Source organism: Methyloglobulus sp., from assembly GCF_046714055.1.
Lineage (GTDB): Bacteria > Pseudomonadota > Gammaproteobacteria > Methylococcales > Methylomonadaceae > Methyloglobulus.
The window spans coordinates 1-16,246 of record NZ_JBKKBJ010000263.1; the positions used below are offsets into that span (position 1 = coordinate 1).

A 16,246-nucleotide genomic window follows, 5' to 3' on the forward strand; every position below is an offset into this window, starting at 1 on the left:
CGGCAAGCCGCCTATCATGCCTGAAACCATATTGCCAATGCCCACAGCGGTCAGATCGCGGTTCAAGTTGGAATTGCGCTTGTAAGGATCGAGCTTATCGACTGCCGCAGTCCCCGGCTTCAGCTCGCAGCGGACTGATGACATCGCACGCCTTCTCGTGGACAACCATCCCGGCACACTCGAACCGGAGAGCGTGGCATTCAGCAAAAACAGCCGATTCGCTTACATTACGCTTCAGGAAAACAGCGGTGTCGTACGCCTCGACCTGCACACCTCGGAGTTGACCTTCTTTGGCCTCGGCCAGACATCCCACGACGCCGACCTTATAGTAGACGGGTTCTACAACCCGTTCGAAACTCTGGAAGCATACCGCGAACCCGATGGCATCTCCCTTGATCAGACAGGGCGGTTCTTCGTGACAGCCGACGAGGGTGACAGCCGCAGCAACCGTGGTGGCTCGGAACCTGAGGTTCTCGACCTCACGCACTATCGCGGCATGACGCTGGTTGCGGTCGGGCTAGAACGTGCCAACGCGGGCTGCGCTGATTGATGTCAGCGACCCTAAGGAGCCTGTCGTGATCGATCTTGAGCCAGTCGGTACAGAGGGCCTGAGGGAATAAAGTTTTTCCGCCGCGGTGAACACTTGTTGGTGGCCACGGCGAATGAAGTATCGGTGACGGTGTCAATCCTCGAAGTGGCCTTTTCCGATTGATCCCGGAGCAGGTCGGGGTATATTGCCCATAAACACTAACCTAAAAAACAGAACACTGCTATACCCCTATAACGAGAGCAAGCACAGAGGAAAAGTCAAGTACCTCCGGCAAAGCCGGAGGCTTGAAAATGTGAATTATACCAATCCCAATAAATTGTTATTTGAATCGCCTCATCCTGACCTTCTCCCTCTGGAGAAGGAACAATATGGGAACTTATTGGAATTGGTATTAGATGCCCTTTTGGGAGTTGAGCCAATTGCAATTGGCGATATTATACTCACCGAGATTTTATAAGGATTTCGGAATGATACGGAATTCAAAACGGCGAAAGAAGTATTGTTGAGCTTGACCATTTTTGACATGCTGGCTCAAAAAAATGCCTGTGCCGCAACGGAAAATTATAGAATCTTAAGAAAAAAAGGCATAACCGTCAGAAAAACAATAAATTGCATGATTTCAACATTCTGCATAGAGAACAATCATGCCCTGCCTTTTAGTAAGTTGCTTACCTGATTTTTCCATTCGCAATTAAGCGGGGAACAATCAGGGGTAAAGCACGAACACCTGCGCCTTCAGCCGTCATCCGCACTGTCGTATAGGTAATAGTACGTATTTACAAAACTATTTTCTGGCCCAATAATTACACCAGCCAAACGGTTCTGCCCTGAGGAACAGGGGTAGTTAAGCGCGCGGAGGGTGGGACAAACCGAAGTATGTACCCAACTGGGCAACCACTTAGGCCTCCGTCGAAACGTGAACCAATGTTAAACATGGCCGTCCGAGTCACGACGACGAAGGACGCCATGTTAGGCGCGAATTACAATTTCCCAATATAAACACTAAGAGGTGAAGCCATGTTGCGTATCAAGCTAAAATTTTTTTGGAAACTTCTGGTATTGCTGGAGTTATTTGCCTTTCTTGCCAGTTTTCCCACTGTTGCCACTGCGTCGAAAAAATTTGAAATTTTGCACACATTTGTTGGGGATCCACTCCCACAAATCGGTACAATTCCCCCAATTTGGCTGATTCAAGCGAAGGATGGCAATTTATATGGAAGTACATTTGGGAGACTTAACGGTCCGTTTATTCCAAGCACACTATTCAAAATTGACATCTCCAAACCGACACCAACCTACTCTGATTTAAATTTAGATGTAGAATTTGGAGCCCCTAATTTCTTCCACTTTGTCCAATCTAGAAACGGTATCTTTTATGGAACGGCCGTAGAAGGCACCTTTGCCGGCCCTGAATACTTGTTCCAGATCAACACCTCAGTACCCCCCCCTTTGCCTACTTTTGTAACGCAAAGTTTGCCATCGTCTACGGGCGATCCAACATTCGTGAGCGAATTGCTTGAAGGGGAGACAGGTGTATTTTATGCCACGACTACTTTTGGCGGTAATTTCCTGGAAGGAGCAGGGATGATTCTGCAAATCAACACAGCCAACCCGGCTAATTTTAAAGTATTGCATGATTTTTCTGACGATGACCCCCCTATCCCCCTTGGAAGAAAAAGCGGCTTGATTTGGGGCACAGATGGAAAACTCTATGGCACAACCTGTCGCAGTGCCGCTAGCGAAAACGGCGACCTTGGTAACGGGGTAGTCTTCAGTTTTGATGTTAATGGGGCGACCCCCGCTTCGAGGGTGCTGCACAGGTTTGATGGCATTCATGGCACATGTCCGCAGGGTTTGCTTCAAGGACGCGATGGTAAATTGTATGGCACAACCGACGGTGGCGGCAGCGCTAACCAAGGGCTCATCTTTAGTCTCGATATCACCAGATTCAACCCTGTTTACCGGGTTTTGCATAACTTTCATAACACTGTCGCCGTACATCCAAGAGGTAAACTTGTACAATTCCTGAATGGTAAAAAACTGTATGGCGCAACGGCATCAGGCGGCCGCCATGGCAAAGGCACGGTATTCCGGCTTGATTTATCAGGAAAAAAGCCCAGATATACTGTGATCCATACGTTTGATGGAATCCAATCTGGAAGTAAGCCAACTGTAATTAAAGGAAGGAACGGTAACCTATACGGTGCCGCGCTAGAAGGGCCAGGTGGCGCTGGCCTGGTTTATCGAATTAATTTAAATTAACCCCCTAAGCCAAAATTGTAATTCTTATGCTTGATCTTGTTAAGTAATAGCGTGCAACTGTTTTTAAAAGCCGTCGTTCCGGCAGGGATTGGCGGAGAGGATTCCCTCTCCTCTTCCGCACTTCCTCCATCCATGGAGGTCGCCGGAACCCAGACTCCATGGAGGGCTCGGAGCTTGCCGTCCATGGCACTGGATACCCGCTTCCCGGCGGGTATGACGCACTTTTTTGCTTCAGTTGCTAATCAAGTCCTCTAATTTGGATTTTAAATCAGTTATTCATTTTTACTTATGTTATGTGGCAAAAATAGCGGGCAACACTTTAAAGCAACTGAATATAGAAAAGCCCGACGAGTAACTATTCGAAGTATGGCATTACATCTGTAACCGTGGTCGCTTTAGACTTTCCGAGGATATTTCATGGAATATAAACGCAATATAAAGCTGATTACAAAAGTACTCACTGTCGGCGCGGTAATCGCTGTTCTGAGTTACTTATTTCATCCTGAAGTTGGGCAGTTAAGCGTTATGTTCAATGGCCAACCTATCGCAGACCCATTAGTCCGCTTCGCCGCCATCCCAACCTTTCTGGTGGTTATGGGGCTTGCCGTTGTCCTCACGATATTATTGTTTATGGGTATCGGTGTATTTATGTTTTTCGGCGCCCTGTTTTTTGCATTAATGGTTTGCTTCGTTATGGCACCTTATTTTTGGCCGGTGCTGGTTATTATTTTTCTGATAATCGCGTTGATGTCTTTGGGTCATGAAAAAACCGACTAATCAAGGCGCTATCATGCCGTTTTTCAGATAACTCTCTTCATAGTTGAAGATAATATTGGCATCAGGCAATATCAGGGATTCATCTTTATCCTTATAGTCAAGCCGGAACAATATATCCTTGATGACGTTGATACGCGCCGCTTGTTTGTCGTCAGCCCTGACGATAGTCCAGGGCGTTGTCAAATGATGGGTTCTGGCAAACATGATGTTGCGGGCTTGGCTATAATCATCCCAATGTTTTTGCGCCGCTTTATCGATGGGGCTGATTTTCCATTGTTTAAGAGGATTTTGTTGCCGGTCTTTCAGGCGGTTCTTTTGTTCATCACGGCTAATATCCAGGTAATATTTCAATAATTTGATGCCGGATCGAACCAGCATCTGCTCGAAGTCAGGCACGGTTTCCAGGAATTCATGATATTCCTTGTCGGTGCAAAAGCTCATAACGCGTTCGACACCTGCGCGATTGTACCAGCTGCGGTTGAAAAACACCATTTCGTCAGCAGTGGGCAGATGCGCTGCATAGCGTTGAAAATACCAACTGCTATTATCCCGGTCTGAGGGTTTACCGAGCGCAACAATACGGGTTTCGCGTGGACTCAGGTATTGGGTAATGCGTTTAATAGTGCCATCCTTACCTCCTGCATCGCGGCCTTCAAAAATGATCAGTATCCTGTCATCCTTCTTGATAATATGTTTTTGGAGTTTAACCAGTTCGATCTGTAATGACCGCAGGGTTTCTTTGTAAGTGCTTGTTTTAATTTTCTTTGGTTGTTTTTTTGACATGTTGGCCTCGCACTAAGAGTTATTGATTAAATTACAATTTTACCAACCGATAAAAAATATGTTTGGCTAGTTCTGCGGTTACGATGTAAAGCATAACGATTCCTCCCAGTCAGTTTGAAACTGTTGTTCAGAAACACCTGAAATCAGAATAAAGTTGAACGTCATACGAATCTTTTTCCGAACGTCCGCATGACAAAATAAACCGTAGGCGTGGCTACCAGGGACAGGAGTACGGAAAGTGTCAGCGCACCAATCACGGCAATTGCCAAAGGTTTAAGCATGTCCGATCCAGCGCCAATGCCATAAGCTAAGGGTAAAAGCCCCAACGCCGCCGCCAGTGAAGTCATCAACACCGGACGCAAACGCCGTCGCCCGGATTCCACCAGCGCATCTTCCATGTTTTTACCTTGCGACTGGAATCGGTGTACTGAATCCAGCATCAGGATTCCGTTTTTCGCGACCACGCCAATACCAATGATCGCACCCAGCAATGAAACAATATTGACTGAGGTGCCGGTCAGATACCAGGCCAGAGCAGTTCCGCTCAATGCCAATATGGAGCCGAACACGATGGCGATGGGTTCATAGAATGAGCGGAACTCGATCAATAACACGGTGAACACCAGAAATACAGAGGCCAACAGCACCACCAGCAAGTTATGGAAAGACTCCTGTTGTTGCTGAAAAAGACCGCCGAACTCCAACACGCCGGGCGGCAGCGTTTGATCCTGACTGAGTTTGGCCTTGATTTCCGCTATGGCACTGCCAAGGTCACGGTTTTCCAGGCGGGCGGAAACAGCCACCAGTTGCCGCAGATCTTCGCGGTGTAGCTCCAGTTGTCCAGGTTCGGTGACTATGTCCGCCACTTGCGATAGCTTCACGGTTCTACCGTCCAAAGATCGCAGCGGTAATTCGCGCAGGCTGGCAATCTGGCCGGTAGCGTCGGTGTTCATTCTTACGCGAATATTGACGACCCGGTCGCCCTCCAATACATAAGAAGCTTTTTGTCCGAGCATGGCGGTGCTCACCGCCATGGCGACATCGTTGACGCTCAGACCGAAGCGCTGCGCATCACTGTAACGTACGCGCAGACTCAACGAGGGGCCGGTGGTTTCCAAGCCGTCGAAGGTATCGACGACCCCTTGAATTTTACCCAATTCGGCTTCGATTTGCGGGGCTTTTTGTTTGAGCCACTCGACATCAGTGGAGAAGAGCTTGATCTCAATAGGCCGGGGCGACCAGGTCAAATCACCGATAAGATCACCGAGAATGCCGGCAAATTCCCAATGAAGTCCGGGCACCGCCGCATAAAGTTGCTTGCGCAGTTCGGCAACGACCTCGTCGGTTTTCCTCTGGCGTTTCGATTTTAATTTGACCAAAAAATCACCCTTGTGCGCTTGTGAAATACCCAAAGCCAGCCTCGCACCCGTACGTCGTGAATAACTTTCCAACTCCGGTAGGGCTCGCAGGATAGTTTCTGCTTGCCAAAGTTGCCGATCGGTTTCGCTCAAGCTGGTACCCCAAGGGGCGTGGTAATCAAGCACGAATCCGGCTTCATCCATAAAGGGCAGAAACTCGCTTTCCAGATGTCCATACAGCCAGGCTGCCATTACCAATATCAAGGCACAGCCTAGCAAAACTTTTCTTGCTTGCTTGAGTGCTATGCGTAACACCTTTTCATAGCCTTTAATCAGGCGTTCAAGCCAATTGAAATCCTTGGTGCTATTGGGGATAGTAATGCCCAAATTTTTTGGTTGGCTTTGAATTTGTTCAGGGTCTGGCATCAACCAGGCCGCCAACGACGGAATAAGCGTCACTGCCAACACCAGAGAAGTCAACAACGAAACGACCATTGTCAGTGCCAAGGCCCGAAAAAAACTACCGGCAACACCATCCAGAAAAGCTAGCGGAATAAATACCACTACTGGGGTCAGGGTCGAAGCCAACAATGGCCGAAAAATATCCGCTAATGCTTGCTGCACTATTATAAGTCGTTCTGAGCCTTGCTGTAGCTTGTTATGAACTGCTTCGACCACCACAATGGCATCGTCTATGACTAGACCAATGGCAGCCGCAATACCGCCCAAGGTCATTAAATTGAAACCCAAGCCCATGACACGCAGAGCGAGCAAAGTTATTAGTACCGTGGCAGGAATTACCAAAGTGGCAATCAATGTCGCCCTCCAACTCTTCAGGAAAACGTAAAGTATGGCGATGGAAAGAATCAATCCCAGAATGATGGCTTCCCAAACGCTTTGGATGGAGTCGCCCACCAGCAGCGACTGGTCATAGAAGACCGTTGCCTGCATACCTGCTGGTAAGGTTTTTTCAAGGGATTCCAGCTCCTGTTTGAGTTGTCTGGCAATATCGAGGGTGCTGCCGTCCGGCTGGCTATAGATATTGAGCAGAACGGCATCGACACCGTTAGCGGTTACGACATTGAAAACCGGTTCTTGCGTTCGCTCAACCCTAGCAAAATCCTTGATGCGGATGGGATGGGCGACAGTTGCCGCTGGTGGCAGGATACCAATAGCGGGAGTGTTCCCAACGACCGAGACGGTCAGGTTTTCTATATCTTCAAGAGTATGGACACGGCCATCCACGACCGTTAGATAGAGCTTATAATCTTCCTCCATCATGCCGGTCGGTGTTATCAGGTTGTTTTTGACCAGTGCATCACTCACTTGGCTGAGACTCAGGTTCACTGCTTGCAAGCGTAACGGATCGACGATAACGTGATATTCGGGTACACGACCCCCTACAAGGCCGGTACGAGCCACCCCCGGTATACGTAATAGGCGAGGCTGTAAAGTGTAGCGTGCTGTTTCCCAAAGTTCTGTAAGTGAGTGATTGGAGCCTGTAAGACTAAGGCCAACAACCGGAAATGCGGCAAAAGTCAACCGCCAAACGGCAGAACTGGCAGTGGGCGGCAAAATTTTCTGTACGACTGCGAGCCGACCTTGTACATACAATTCCGCCTGCACCATGTCTGTTCGCCAGTTGAAGAATACATTGACCTCCGCTGAACCGCGTCCGGTTTTCGAGCGTATAGTACGAACACCGGGAATGTCTTTCATGGCTTCTTCGATCGGCCGGGTGATAGTTGCCATCATTTCGTTGCCGGGCATAACGCCATTGTCGATCAGGATGACTACGCGCGGGAAATTGGTTTGCGGAAAGATTGATGAAGGCATGTCCAGCGCGGCATAGGCGCCTGCCAGACATAATGCAAAACAAAGGAAGGTGGCAGATAAGCCGTACCGAAACGTAAAGAATGACTGCATAGAGGGTGTGGACTGAATTGTCACTTTATAACCCGGATACGTGTTTTAGGAGGCAAGCCATAAGCACCTTGAGTTACAATAACCATACCTTCCCTGATATTTTCGCCAGACACTTCGATAAGATTGCCATCACGTAAACCCGGCTTGATGACTGTCTGTTTGGCGTTATCACCCTCAACCATAGCAATGGTGCTCGATCCTTCTCTGGTTACTACACTTTCGATCGGAACCGCCAAGCGCTCCGGACGCTCTTCAACGAGGACGCGGACACTGACAAATTGACCAGTGCGTAGCCCCAACTCAGGGTTTAGAGAAGCTCGAACCAGCAAGGTATCGGTCAAGGGATCAATCTGTGAACCGATAAATATAACGGTACCTCGGTGTAAGCCTGCTTCGTCCATATGGTTTGGGTCAAAGGTTGAACTTGCACTGATTGTTACTGGTTGTTTCAACCGAATACTGTTAGCTTCTTGGCTGGGGACACGAATCGCTATGTCCAGACGCTCCAGATTGATCAAATCCGCTAGTACCGTATTCAGGTTTACCGCCTCACCGACTTTGAAATGGATGGCCGCCACGGTGCCGGACAAAGGAGCCTTGATTCGCAATAACTCGCGCTGGGTCTGTGCGCTGACCAAATCTTTACGGGCGGTTTGAAGCAATAGTTCAGCCTCATCGTAAAGCTTGCGCGAGATGTTATCGGTAGAACTCAGTTGCTGCTTACGCGCAAAATTCTTTTGCGCAAATTCGACGGCTACTCTAGCCTTAGCTATCAGGGCATCGGTGCTACGGGTATCCAACTCGAACAATAAGTCTCCTGTTTTTACGTATTGGCCTTCTTCACAGTAAATATGTGTGAGCAGTCCCATCATCGGCGCGGCAATTTTCGAACTGGCCGGTGGTTTACCCATCATTGCGGGTTCAGGCTCAACTATGCCGTAAGCCATGACATAACGATGTAAGGTCGTCCTGGTGATCTTACCCGTCTGCACGGCCACTTCAGTGGCGAGTTCCAGATCTTCAGTTTCAGTATCGAATTCCGACTCTTCAGCTAAGATGCCCATGCTCTGCCAAATTATACAGGCGGTTATTGTTGCGATTTTTACCCAAAGGGCAGGTTTCATTGGGGCGTTTTCCTCATTGCAGAATCGGAGATTAATGTCGCGGTTAGCGATGAGGCAATAGGATAGCGCAAGGTATCTTCCAGCACATTGAACACTTGTTGGGTTTCAACCAGCACATCCAGACGGGCACGTTCGGCAACCGCATTTTCAAGTTCTGCCCCGAGTAAGCTTAAATGATCGGTTTCCCCGGCATTAAACCAAGCTTGCGCTGAATGCAGGTTATCTTGTTGAAGACGCATTTGTTTTTCGGCATCACGCCACTTGGCGAGCACCGATGCCAACCCTGCATGGGCACGATCAATTTCGCCCAGGATACGCATTTGCAAGGCTTCGAAACGCACCGTAAGTTCATTCCGTTTAGCTTCAGCTTCGGCAATGGGCCCTTGGTTTTGATGCAATATCGGCAATTGCAACGCCGTTGCACCCAAAAGCCAACGGTGCTCACCCATTTCCCAGGTATAGCCAGGATTGGCTTGGATATTGGGATATTGGTTGGCAATTTCCAGTTGCAAGGCAGATTGCGCGGCGGCATAGTCTTCTATGGCCGCTAATATGTCAGGACGCTTGCGTAAGGCGGTTTCCTTCAACTTGGCGATTGGGAGAAGGCTCAAATCGGGGGGCTGGGCAAGTTTGCTAAAGTCGAGTTCAATCCTTGCCAGGGCATCAACCGGTATACCGATTGCCGTGGCAAGCAACACCTGGCTTTCAGCAACTCTTTTATGTGCAGCATTGACATTGAGTTGTAATTGATTCAAAGCGAGATGGGAGCGAATGACTTCGAGATGGGTAATCTCTCCAGCAGACAGTTGTTGTTCCAGCCGTTCGGTCATCGATCGTTGAATGCTGAGTTGCTGTTGTAGCAGTCGCTCGGCTTCTAGCGCAGCATACATTTCCAGCATTGCCAGACGCAAGCGTCCACGAACCAACCAGGCTGTATCCGCCGCCCGTAAGCGTGCCGCGTCCGTGAGATGCTCCGTTTTTGCCATACGAAAACCCCTTTTCCCGGCGGTTTCGATAGGAATACTAAGGGAGCTAGCGGCAATCCATGGGGCTGCCGCCGTCGCTAGATTGCTTATCCAAGTCGGAGAAAGGGTGATATTGGGATTAGGGCGTTGCGCCGCCGTTGTGTTGCCAGCATCTGCCGTTTCCGCTTGGGCACGTGCCACTGCAAGATCAGGATGGTAATAAATTGCCGCCAGTGTTAGACGGTCAATATCCCAGGTTTTGGGAGGCCACCTAGTTTTGTTTACGATCACGCTTTTGAAAAAATCCCGTAGCGCCTGGCTAGACAGTGTACGCGCTTCAATGCGCTCAGCAGAGCCAATTGGATTCAGTGGACGATCCTGAAAACGGGCACAACTGGTGACTGTCAAGCTCAAGCAGGTAAATATAATCAGAGTAGACGATAGTTGTTGCATAGTGTTAAATTTCAATAGAGTTACATAAACTCTCACAGGATTTAGTAACTTATCGATTACCCTGTATATGGGTTGAAGCCGCTGGTTACCTGAGCAAATCAACATGAGGGAATTCATTTACCCCACAAACTTAATGCAATTTTAAGTCCTGGTTTGTTATCAAACAGCGTTAGGGTTCCCTCATGAAGAGCGGCTATGGCTGCCACTATACTAAGACCTAGACCATTACCTGGCGTTGTGCGGCTCTGTTCAAGCCTGTAAAAACGCTGAAATACCCTCTGCCTATCCTCTTCGGCAATTCCGGGGCCGTTATCTGCAACAATAAATTCAGTTTGAGTGCCTGATGATCGCAGACTGACTCTGATCTGTGTGTTCTCAGGCGTATGCGTGATGGCATTCTCCAGCAGATTAAAGGCCAGTTGTGTTAGCAGTTCTTTATCACCGATCAGCTCTATATCCTTTTCAATGGTTGAATGGATGGTTTTGCCCTGTTCCTCCGCTACCGGATACAGCGCCTCGGTCACGGAAACAATGATGTCGCTGAGATTGACGGTTTTAAAACCTCTCCGGCGGGAGCCGGATTCAATCTGTGAAATTCTGAGTAGAGCCGAGAATGTACTGAGAATGGTATCGACTTCCTCAATGGCGAACGCGATCCGTTCCTTGTATTGCTCTGTCGATAAATTTTTTGCAAGAGCATGTTCAAGCCTGAACTTCAGATGGCTAATGGGCGTACGCAGATCATGTGCGATGTCATTGGAAACCTGCTGAACATTTTCAATCAACGCCCCGATTTTATCCAACATCAGGTTTAACACGGATGCGAGCTTATCGAGTTCATCCTGGTTTATGGAGACCGACAGGCGGTGCTTCAGGTCACCCGCAATAATCGTTTCTGTTGATGTTGTGATACGCTGTATTTTATTGAGGAAGGTGCGGCTGATAAAAAAACCGCCGACTGAACCCAGAAAAATAACTAAAACGAAGCCCAATATAAAAGCCTTAATAATGGCTTTACCGGCATTTTGGATAGTTTCGCCATTCTGAGCCACGCTCAGCGAAGTATTATTGGGCAAAGCCATAACCCTAATGTAGAGGAGTTCTTTTCCTGCTTTTTCAGGCTTCTTGGCTGAAGGTGTCCGCATGACGGTCTGCCAGCCTTCAGACGGTTGAAAATTATTGAAGCTCCCAGCTATCAACCCGCCATTCTTATCAATAACTCCATATTCAAGTAGTGTGTGTGATTCGGAGCCAATAATTTCGTTAATCTCGTCTTTCAATTCAGCTATGCCGCCGGAATCAAATTCAGCTTTTAGCCGATTCGCCTCCGTCTCGATACTACTTTTAAGTTGTTGCTCCAGTGTATGGCAGGTCCACAAATAAACGCTTACACCAATAGCCAGAAAAGAGGCTAAAAAGAGTCCCAAATACAAGGCCGACAGCTTAAAACTGATGGTATCAACTATGCTAGGCAACTTCATGGATCATATACCCTGCGCCACGCACGGTCTGAATGAGATCCGGCTTGCCCCCGTTATTTAGCTTGCTGCGTAAACGACTGATATGGGTTTCGACGATATTGGTTTTGGGATCAAAATGAAAATCCCAAACGTTTTCCAGCAGCATGGTGCGAGTGACAACCTGTCCTGCATACCGGACAAGGTACTCAAGCAGGCGAAACTCAGTGGGCTGAAGATCAATGAGTTGTCCGCTACGCCTGACAGTTCTTTTTAGAAGGTCGATTTCAAGGCCTGAAACCTGCAACACTTTCAGTTCCACGGTTTCCCTTGGCCTGCGTAGCAGCGCATTGACCCGTGCGCTAAGCTCACTGAAGGCAAACGGTTTGACCAGATAATCGTCTCCGCCCGCATTCAGTCCTTCAACACGATCATCAATCCCGCTCATTGTGGTCAGGAACAGTACAGGCACATTATCGCTAGTGCTACGTAAGGTCTTAACCAAGGTCAATCCATCCAGGTGAGGGAGCATCCGATCGACAATCAGCAAGTCATAGCTTGCTTCTTTGGCTAGGAGCAGGCCTTCATAGCCATCCCTAGCTATATCGACAGTATGGCCTGCCTCTTTCAGCCCTGCTGAGACATAATCTCGGGTCTGATTGTCATCTTCTATTATTAATATTTTCATGGCATTAAAAGAATGCCGAGGCACTATCCCCGGCATTGAGTTTATTCTTTCTCGTTTTCTGTTTCCTTCTCAACGCCTTCCTTGGATTCATCATCCAGGGAAACTTTAAGGACTTTGCCGGTTTTGCCATCGACCTTGACTTCATGAACCTTGCCGTCTTTGAGAACCTCGATCTCGAACTGAACCGTGGCTGATTCATCATCTAATTCGGCTTCCATGGCCTTACCGCCCGTTTTTTGTTCGGCGGCGTTGATCGCTTCGGATAAAGTAATTTTGGCTTGGCTAAAAAGCTGTAACTCTTTGGCTTCCTTGTCTTTCGATTCGCCTGCCTGCGCTAAATTAATAGCTGTGCCAGCCATGATAACCGTTGCAAATAGGGCCGTCAGAATTTTGTTGTGTTGTTTGCTCATTTTCAATCCTCTTTCATACCAGACGGAATTGCCTGATTTCAGATATAGAATACCTTAGACCACATTGCGAGAAGTCTTCCAAAACTATACATTTTTGTAATGTTCATTAATGAACGAGAATTAAAATCGGGGAGTCGCTATTTTTGCGAAAGCTTGTTTTGGGCATGAGTGCCATGGATGGCGTGAATGCAGCAAATGCAGGAGCGATTTGTCGTCCCAGCCCAAGCAAGCGGCAAAAACTTAACGCGACCGCTCATGTCTGCGGCGTCCCAGCCGTTCCTTACGGCTACGCTCAGGACAGGCTCTGCTACTCTTGTTTTATACCCGACAAGGGGTATAAAACTTGTTGCGCAATGACTCCGCGATTTCGTATTGCTTTGCACAACACTACGCAAACAGCGCTTCGTGAAATCGCCCAGCGCTATCGCTTCTGGGGACTGCTCGGCTTCCCGCCTCGCAGCGAAGGCTGAGTTATAGGGATTTATTTTGCTATTAGTAAATACTGATGCCCCAAAAGAATCTACATTTTCACCAACCGGTAAAAAACATGTTTGGCTAGTTCTGCACTTGCGATGTAAAGCACCACGATCCCACCCAGCAAGCCCATCAAGTAAAGTGGTAAGGGTTCAAAGCCGATTAAAGGCGCAATCGACGTATAAGGTAACGCTATCGTAATGGCGACGATACTGATCGTTGCCATCACCAGATAGTTGCCGGGACGACTTTTTAAGAATGGTTTGCTGCTACGCACTACGAAGACGATCATTGCTGCTGACACCACCGATTCTACAAACCAGCCCGTCCGAAACTGTTGCTCGGTAACCCCTGACATCAACAGCAAGCCGAACGTTGTAAAATCAAATACGGAGCTGACGAAACCAAAAGTCATCATGAATTTACGGATAAACGTAATATCCCAGCGCCGGGGTTGGGCAACCATATCAGCATCCACATTATCCGAAGCAATGGTCATTTCAGGAAAATCGGTCAGCAAATTGGTCAACAGGATTTGTTTGGGCAATAACGGCAGGAAAGGCAAAAACAACGATGCACCGGCCATGCTGAACATGTTACCGAAATTGGAACTGGTGGCCATGAACACGTATTTTAAGGTATTGGCGAAAGTTGTCCGTCCTTCCCGAACACCTTGCACCAACACACTCAAGTCTTTTTCTAATAGCACAATTTGTGCGGTTTCTTTGGCAACATCGGCTGCGCTATTGACAGAAATGCCGACATCGGCAGCATGTAATGCTGACACATCATTAATGCCATCGCCCATATAACCGACGACAAATCCGGCTTTTTTCAAGGCGATGATTATGCGTTCTTTCTGGTTCGGTTCGACTTCGGAAAATAAATCGACAGTCTTGACTTTATTCATCAAGGCCAGATCGCTCATTTGCCGAATTTCCGGGCCGGTGAGGGTTTCGTGTTCTGCTAGCCCCAGTTGTTTGCTGACTGTTGCCGCCACCAGGCGGTTATCGCCGGTAATAATCTTGAGCGTTACGCCGAGATCTCGCAGTTGCTTGATCGTCTCGGCACAATCTGCCTTAGGTGGGTCGAAAAACAGCAGGTAACCTAAAAACCGCATACCGTTCTCATCGATTTTCTCAAGCCGTGTTTGTGTTGTCATCGGCTTATAGGCAAGTCCTAAGGTACGCAACCCTTGTCGGCTGAACTCTTCATAGCGTTGTTGAATTTGTCCGCGTGCTTCATCAATGCCGATTAGACTGCCATCGCTGTTTTCAACCTCGGAACAGACTTCAAGGATATTGCTTAATGCGCCTTTGGTAACCAGGATATTGCCGCTTTGATGTGCCGCCAGCAGGCTTAAGCGTTTGCGGTAAAAATCATAGGGGATTTCTGCCAGTTTGTTGTATCCGGTTAGATCGAACTGTCGAAACTGCCTGATTGCTTGATCGATGGGGTTGTTAAATCCGGTTTCAAACACAGAATTGAGATAGGCATAGAGCGCAACTTTCTCGCTGGTGTTGCCGGCAGTATCCAAGGCACCCTTCAAGTGTACAATGCCTTCCGTCAGGGTTCCGGTCTTGTCTGAACAAAGCACGTTCATGCTGCCAAAGTTCTCAATCGAGGCCAGTTGTTTGACGATAACTTTCTGTTCGGCCATGCGTTTGGCACCGTGTGCCAGATTGACACTGATCACCGCAGGCAATAATTGCGGCGTTAATCCGACGGCCAGTGCCAGCGCAAACAGGAATGAATCCATCACCGGCCTGTGTAGGTAAACATTGACGGCAAAAATGAGTATCACCAGGATCAGCGTGACTTCCATGAGCAGGTAACCAAAGCACCTGACACCGCGTTCAAATTCAGTTTCAGGCGCTTTAAGTTTGATATGTTGCGACAGTTTGCCAAATTCAGTGGTTTGTCCAGTGGCAATCACCAAAGCGGTTGCTGAACCGCTTTGCACATGCGCCCCCATCCACACGTTGGTACGCTGACTTAATGCAATATCTACTGGTAATACCCCCGGCAGTTTTTCAGCCGGATAACTCTCTCCGGTCAGTATGGCTTCATCAACAAACAGGTTTTCCGATTCCAGCAGCAAACAATCTCCCGGAATTACGTCGCCAGCCTTAAGTAGTAACACATCGCCAGGAACTATGTTTTCGGTAGCAGTATCAATGCCAATGCCGTCGCGAAGCACGTTAACCCTGATTTGCACCATGGCAAGCAGTTTCTTTATCGCACTGGCCGCGCCTTTTTCTTGCCAAAACCCCAGGCAGCCACTGATTAATACGATAGTTAAAATAATGGCAGCATCAACCCGTTCGTTCAAAAAGAAGGATAAGCCAGTAGCGAATAACAGTATGAGAATAATAGAGTTCTTAAACTGGGCGAGGAACAGTTGTACGTTGCCCGTTTGTTTTCTGTTGTTTAGCCGGTTTGCACCATAGCGCTTTATGCGTCGGTTGGCTTCTTCGTTGCTTAATCCTTGAGGTGTGGTTGATAGCCGCTTGAGTTGCTCTTGTGCTGAAACACTCCAGAATACGTTACCATTATTCATATTATTGGTTTTGAGTTTGTTTTTCATATTAAGACCTGCTTGAAAATTAGTGTGGATTCAATATGAAGTGCAAGTTTTGTAAGAGATTTAGGTGGGGAGCTGAATTAAGATCGGAGTAACCTAAAAAACCAAGTGAGGAGCACATATGAAGAAATAATTGTCTCCCACATGACCGCCGTAGGCTTGGGAATGAGTAATGTACAACGAGAAAGCAACCTGAGCATAGCCTTGTGAATGAGTGCCAAGGTTTTGTTTTTCATTCAGGGCCAAGATGCTTGCGATAGGCTTCATAGCACATGAACCACAACGAGTAGACAGTTATTCGTCCCCAGAAATCAACAAAAACAATCATATCTGGTGTGTTACTGATTTTATCGTAATAAGCCAAAAGCAGAAATAAGGGAATATTTATGGCAAGGCGGATGGATTCAACTCCGAAGTGCAAAACCGATGAACCAT

The 16,246-nt window shown here is 48.0% G+C and carries 12 protein-coding genes; 3 read left to right on the forward strand and 9 right to left on the reverse strand.

Features of this window, described 5'->3' with window-relative positions; all coding sequences use genetic code 11:
- Nucleotides 1–157 precede the first annotated feature (157 nt).
- The 3 genes from ACLQ6D_RS15665 to ACLQ6D_RS15675 all read left to right on the forward strand — a co-directional run bounded on the left by ACLQ6D_RS15665 (nucleotide 158) and on the right by ACLQ6D_RS15675 (nucleotide 3,589).
- Nucleotides 158–550 carry a hypothetical protein gene (locus ACLQ6D_RS15665; protein WP_411728246.1) on the forward strand — a complete coding sequence of 131 codons (393 nt, stop codon included), beginning with the start codon at nucleotides 158–160 and terminating at the stop codon, nucleotides 548–550.
- Between the two features lie 1,017 nt (nucleotides 551–1,567).
- Entirely contained in the window at nucleotides 1,568–2,812 is a 1,245-nt protein-coding gene (locus tag ACLQ6D_RS15670) for a choice-of-anchor tandem repeat GloVer-containing protein (RefSeq protein ID WP_411728247.1), read from the forward strand.
- Nucleotides 2,813–3,229: 417 nt separating this feature from the next.
- Entirely contained in the window at nucleotides 3,230–3,589 is a 360-nt protein-coding gene (locus ACLQ6D_RS15675; protein ID WP_411728248.1) for a hypothetical protein, read from the forward strand.
- Here the strand turns inward: ACLQ6D_RS15675 and ppk2 are convergent, their stop codons facing one another.
- From ppk2 to ACLQ6D_RS15720, 9 genes are all read right to left on the reverse strand, one after another.
- The gene (gene ppk2, locus ACLQ6D_RS15680; protein WP_411728249.1) at nucleotides 3,590–4,372 is read right to left on the reverse strand and encodes a polyphosphate kinase 2; all 783 of its coding nucleotides are present in this window, start codon (nucleotides 4,370–4,372) and stop codon (nucleotides 3,590–3,592) included.
- A 161-nt stretch (nucleotides 4,373–4,533) separates the two neighbouring features.
- Nucleotides 4,534–7,680 (reverse strand): efflux RND transporter permease subunit, encoded by a 3,147-nt coding sequence (locus ACLQ6D_RS15685; RefSeq protein WP_411728250.1) that lies wholly within the window; start codon nucleotides 7,678–7,680, stop codon nucleotides 4,534–4,536.
- On the reverse strand, nucleotides 7,677–8,780 hold the full coding sequence (locus tag ACLQ6D_RS15690; RefSeq protein ID WP_411728251.1) for an efflux RND transporter periplasmic adaptor subunit: 1,104 nt from the start codon (nucleotides 8,778–8,780) through the stop codon (nucleotides 7,677–7,679). Before ACLQ6D_RS15690 ends, ACLQ6D_RS15685 begins: the two co-directional genes overlap by 4 nt.
- Nucleotides 8,777–10,198 (reverse strand): TolC family protein, encoded by a 1,422-nt coding sequence (locus tag ACLQ6D_RS15695; protein WP_411728252.1) that lies wholly within the window; start codon nucleotides 10,196–10,198, stop codon nucleotides 8,777–8,779. The genes ACLQ6D_RS15690 and ACLQ6D_RS15695 overlap by 4 nt, the downstream gene beginning before the upstream one ends.
- Nucleotides 10,199–10,311: 113 nt before the next feature.
- Complete coding sequence (locus tag ACLQ6D_RS15700; protein WP_411728253.1) at nucleotides 10,312–11,679, reverse strand: sensor histidine kinase; 1,368 nt, start codon at nucleotides 11,677–11,679, stop codon at nucleotides 10,312–10,314.
- Entirely contained in the window at nucleotides 11,666–12,343 is a 678-nt protein-coding gene (locus ACLQ6D_RS15705; protein WP_411728254.1) for a response regulator transcription factor, read from the reverse strand. The genes ACLQ6D_RS15700 and ACLQ6D_RS15705 overlap by 14 nt, the downstream gene beginning before the upstream one ends.
- Before the next feature lie 41 nt (nucleotides 12,344–12,384).
- Nucleotides 12,385–12,753, reverse strand: coding sequence for a PepSY domain-containing protein (locus tag ACLQ6D_RS15710; RefSeq protein WP_411728255.1), 369 nt, complete (start codon nucleotides 12,751–12,753; stop codon nucleotides 12,385–12,387).
- A 520-nt stretch (nucleotides 12,754–13,273) separates the two neighbouring features.
- Complete coding sequence (mgtA, locus tag ACLQ6D_RS15715) at nucleotides 13,274–15,814, reverse strand: magnesium-translocating P-type ATPase (RefSeq protein ID WP_411728256.1); 2,541 nt, start codon at nucleotides 15,812–15,814, stop codon at nucleotides 13,274–13,276.
- Between the two features lie 229 nt (nucleotides 15,815–16,043).
- A partial coding sequence (locus tag ACLQ6D_RS15720; RefSeq protein ID WP_411728257.1) for a hypothetical protein occupies nucleotides 16,044–16,246 on the reverse strand: 203 nt, incomplete at its 5' end.

Coding starts and splice junctions, on each gene's coding strand:
- ACLQ6D_RS15700 (WP_411728253.1), bottom strand. CDS start 11,679: ATGAAGTTGCCTAGCATAGTTGATACCATCAGTTTTAAGCTGTCGGCC.
- ACLQ6D_RS15675 (WP_411728248.1), top strand. CDS start 3,230: ATGGAATATAAACGCAATATAAAGCTGATTACAAAAGTACTCACTGTC.
- ppk2 (WP_411728249.1), bottom strand. CDS start 4,372: ATGTCAAAAAAACAACCAAAGAAAATTAAAACAAGCACTTACAAAGAA.
- ACLQ6D_RS15690 (WP_411728251.1), bottom strand. CDS start 8,780: ATGAAACCTGCCCTTTGGGTAAAAATCGCAACAATAACCGCCTGTATA.
- ACLQ6D_RS15670 (WP_411728247.1), top strand. CDS start 1,568: ATGTTGCGTATCAAGCTAAAATTTTTTTGGAAACTTCTGGTATTGCTG.
- ACLQ6D_RS15695 (WP_411728252.1), bottom strand. CDS start 10,198: ATGCAACAACTATCGTCTACTCTGATTATATTTACCTGCTTGAGCTTG.
- mgtA (WP_411728256.1), bottom strand. CDS start 15,814: ATGAAAAACAAACTCAAAACCAATAATATGAATAATGGTAACGTATTC.
- ACLQ6D_RS15705 (WP_411728254.1), bottom strand. CDS start 12,343: ATGAAAATATTAATAATAGAAGATGACAATCAGACCCGAGATTATGTC.
- ACLQ6D_RS15710 (WP_411728255.1), bottom strand. CDS start 12,753: ATGAGCAAACAACACAACAAAATTCTGACGGCCCTATTTGCAACGGTT.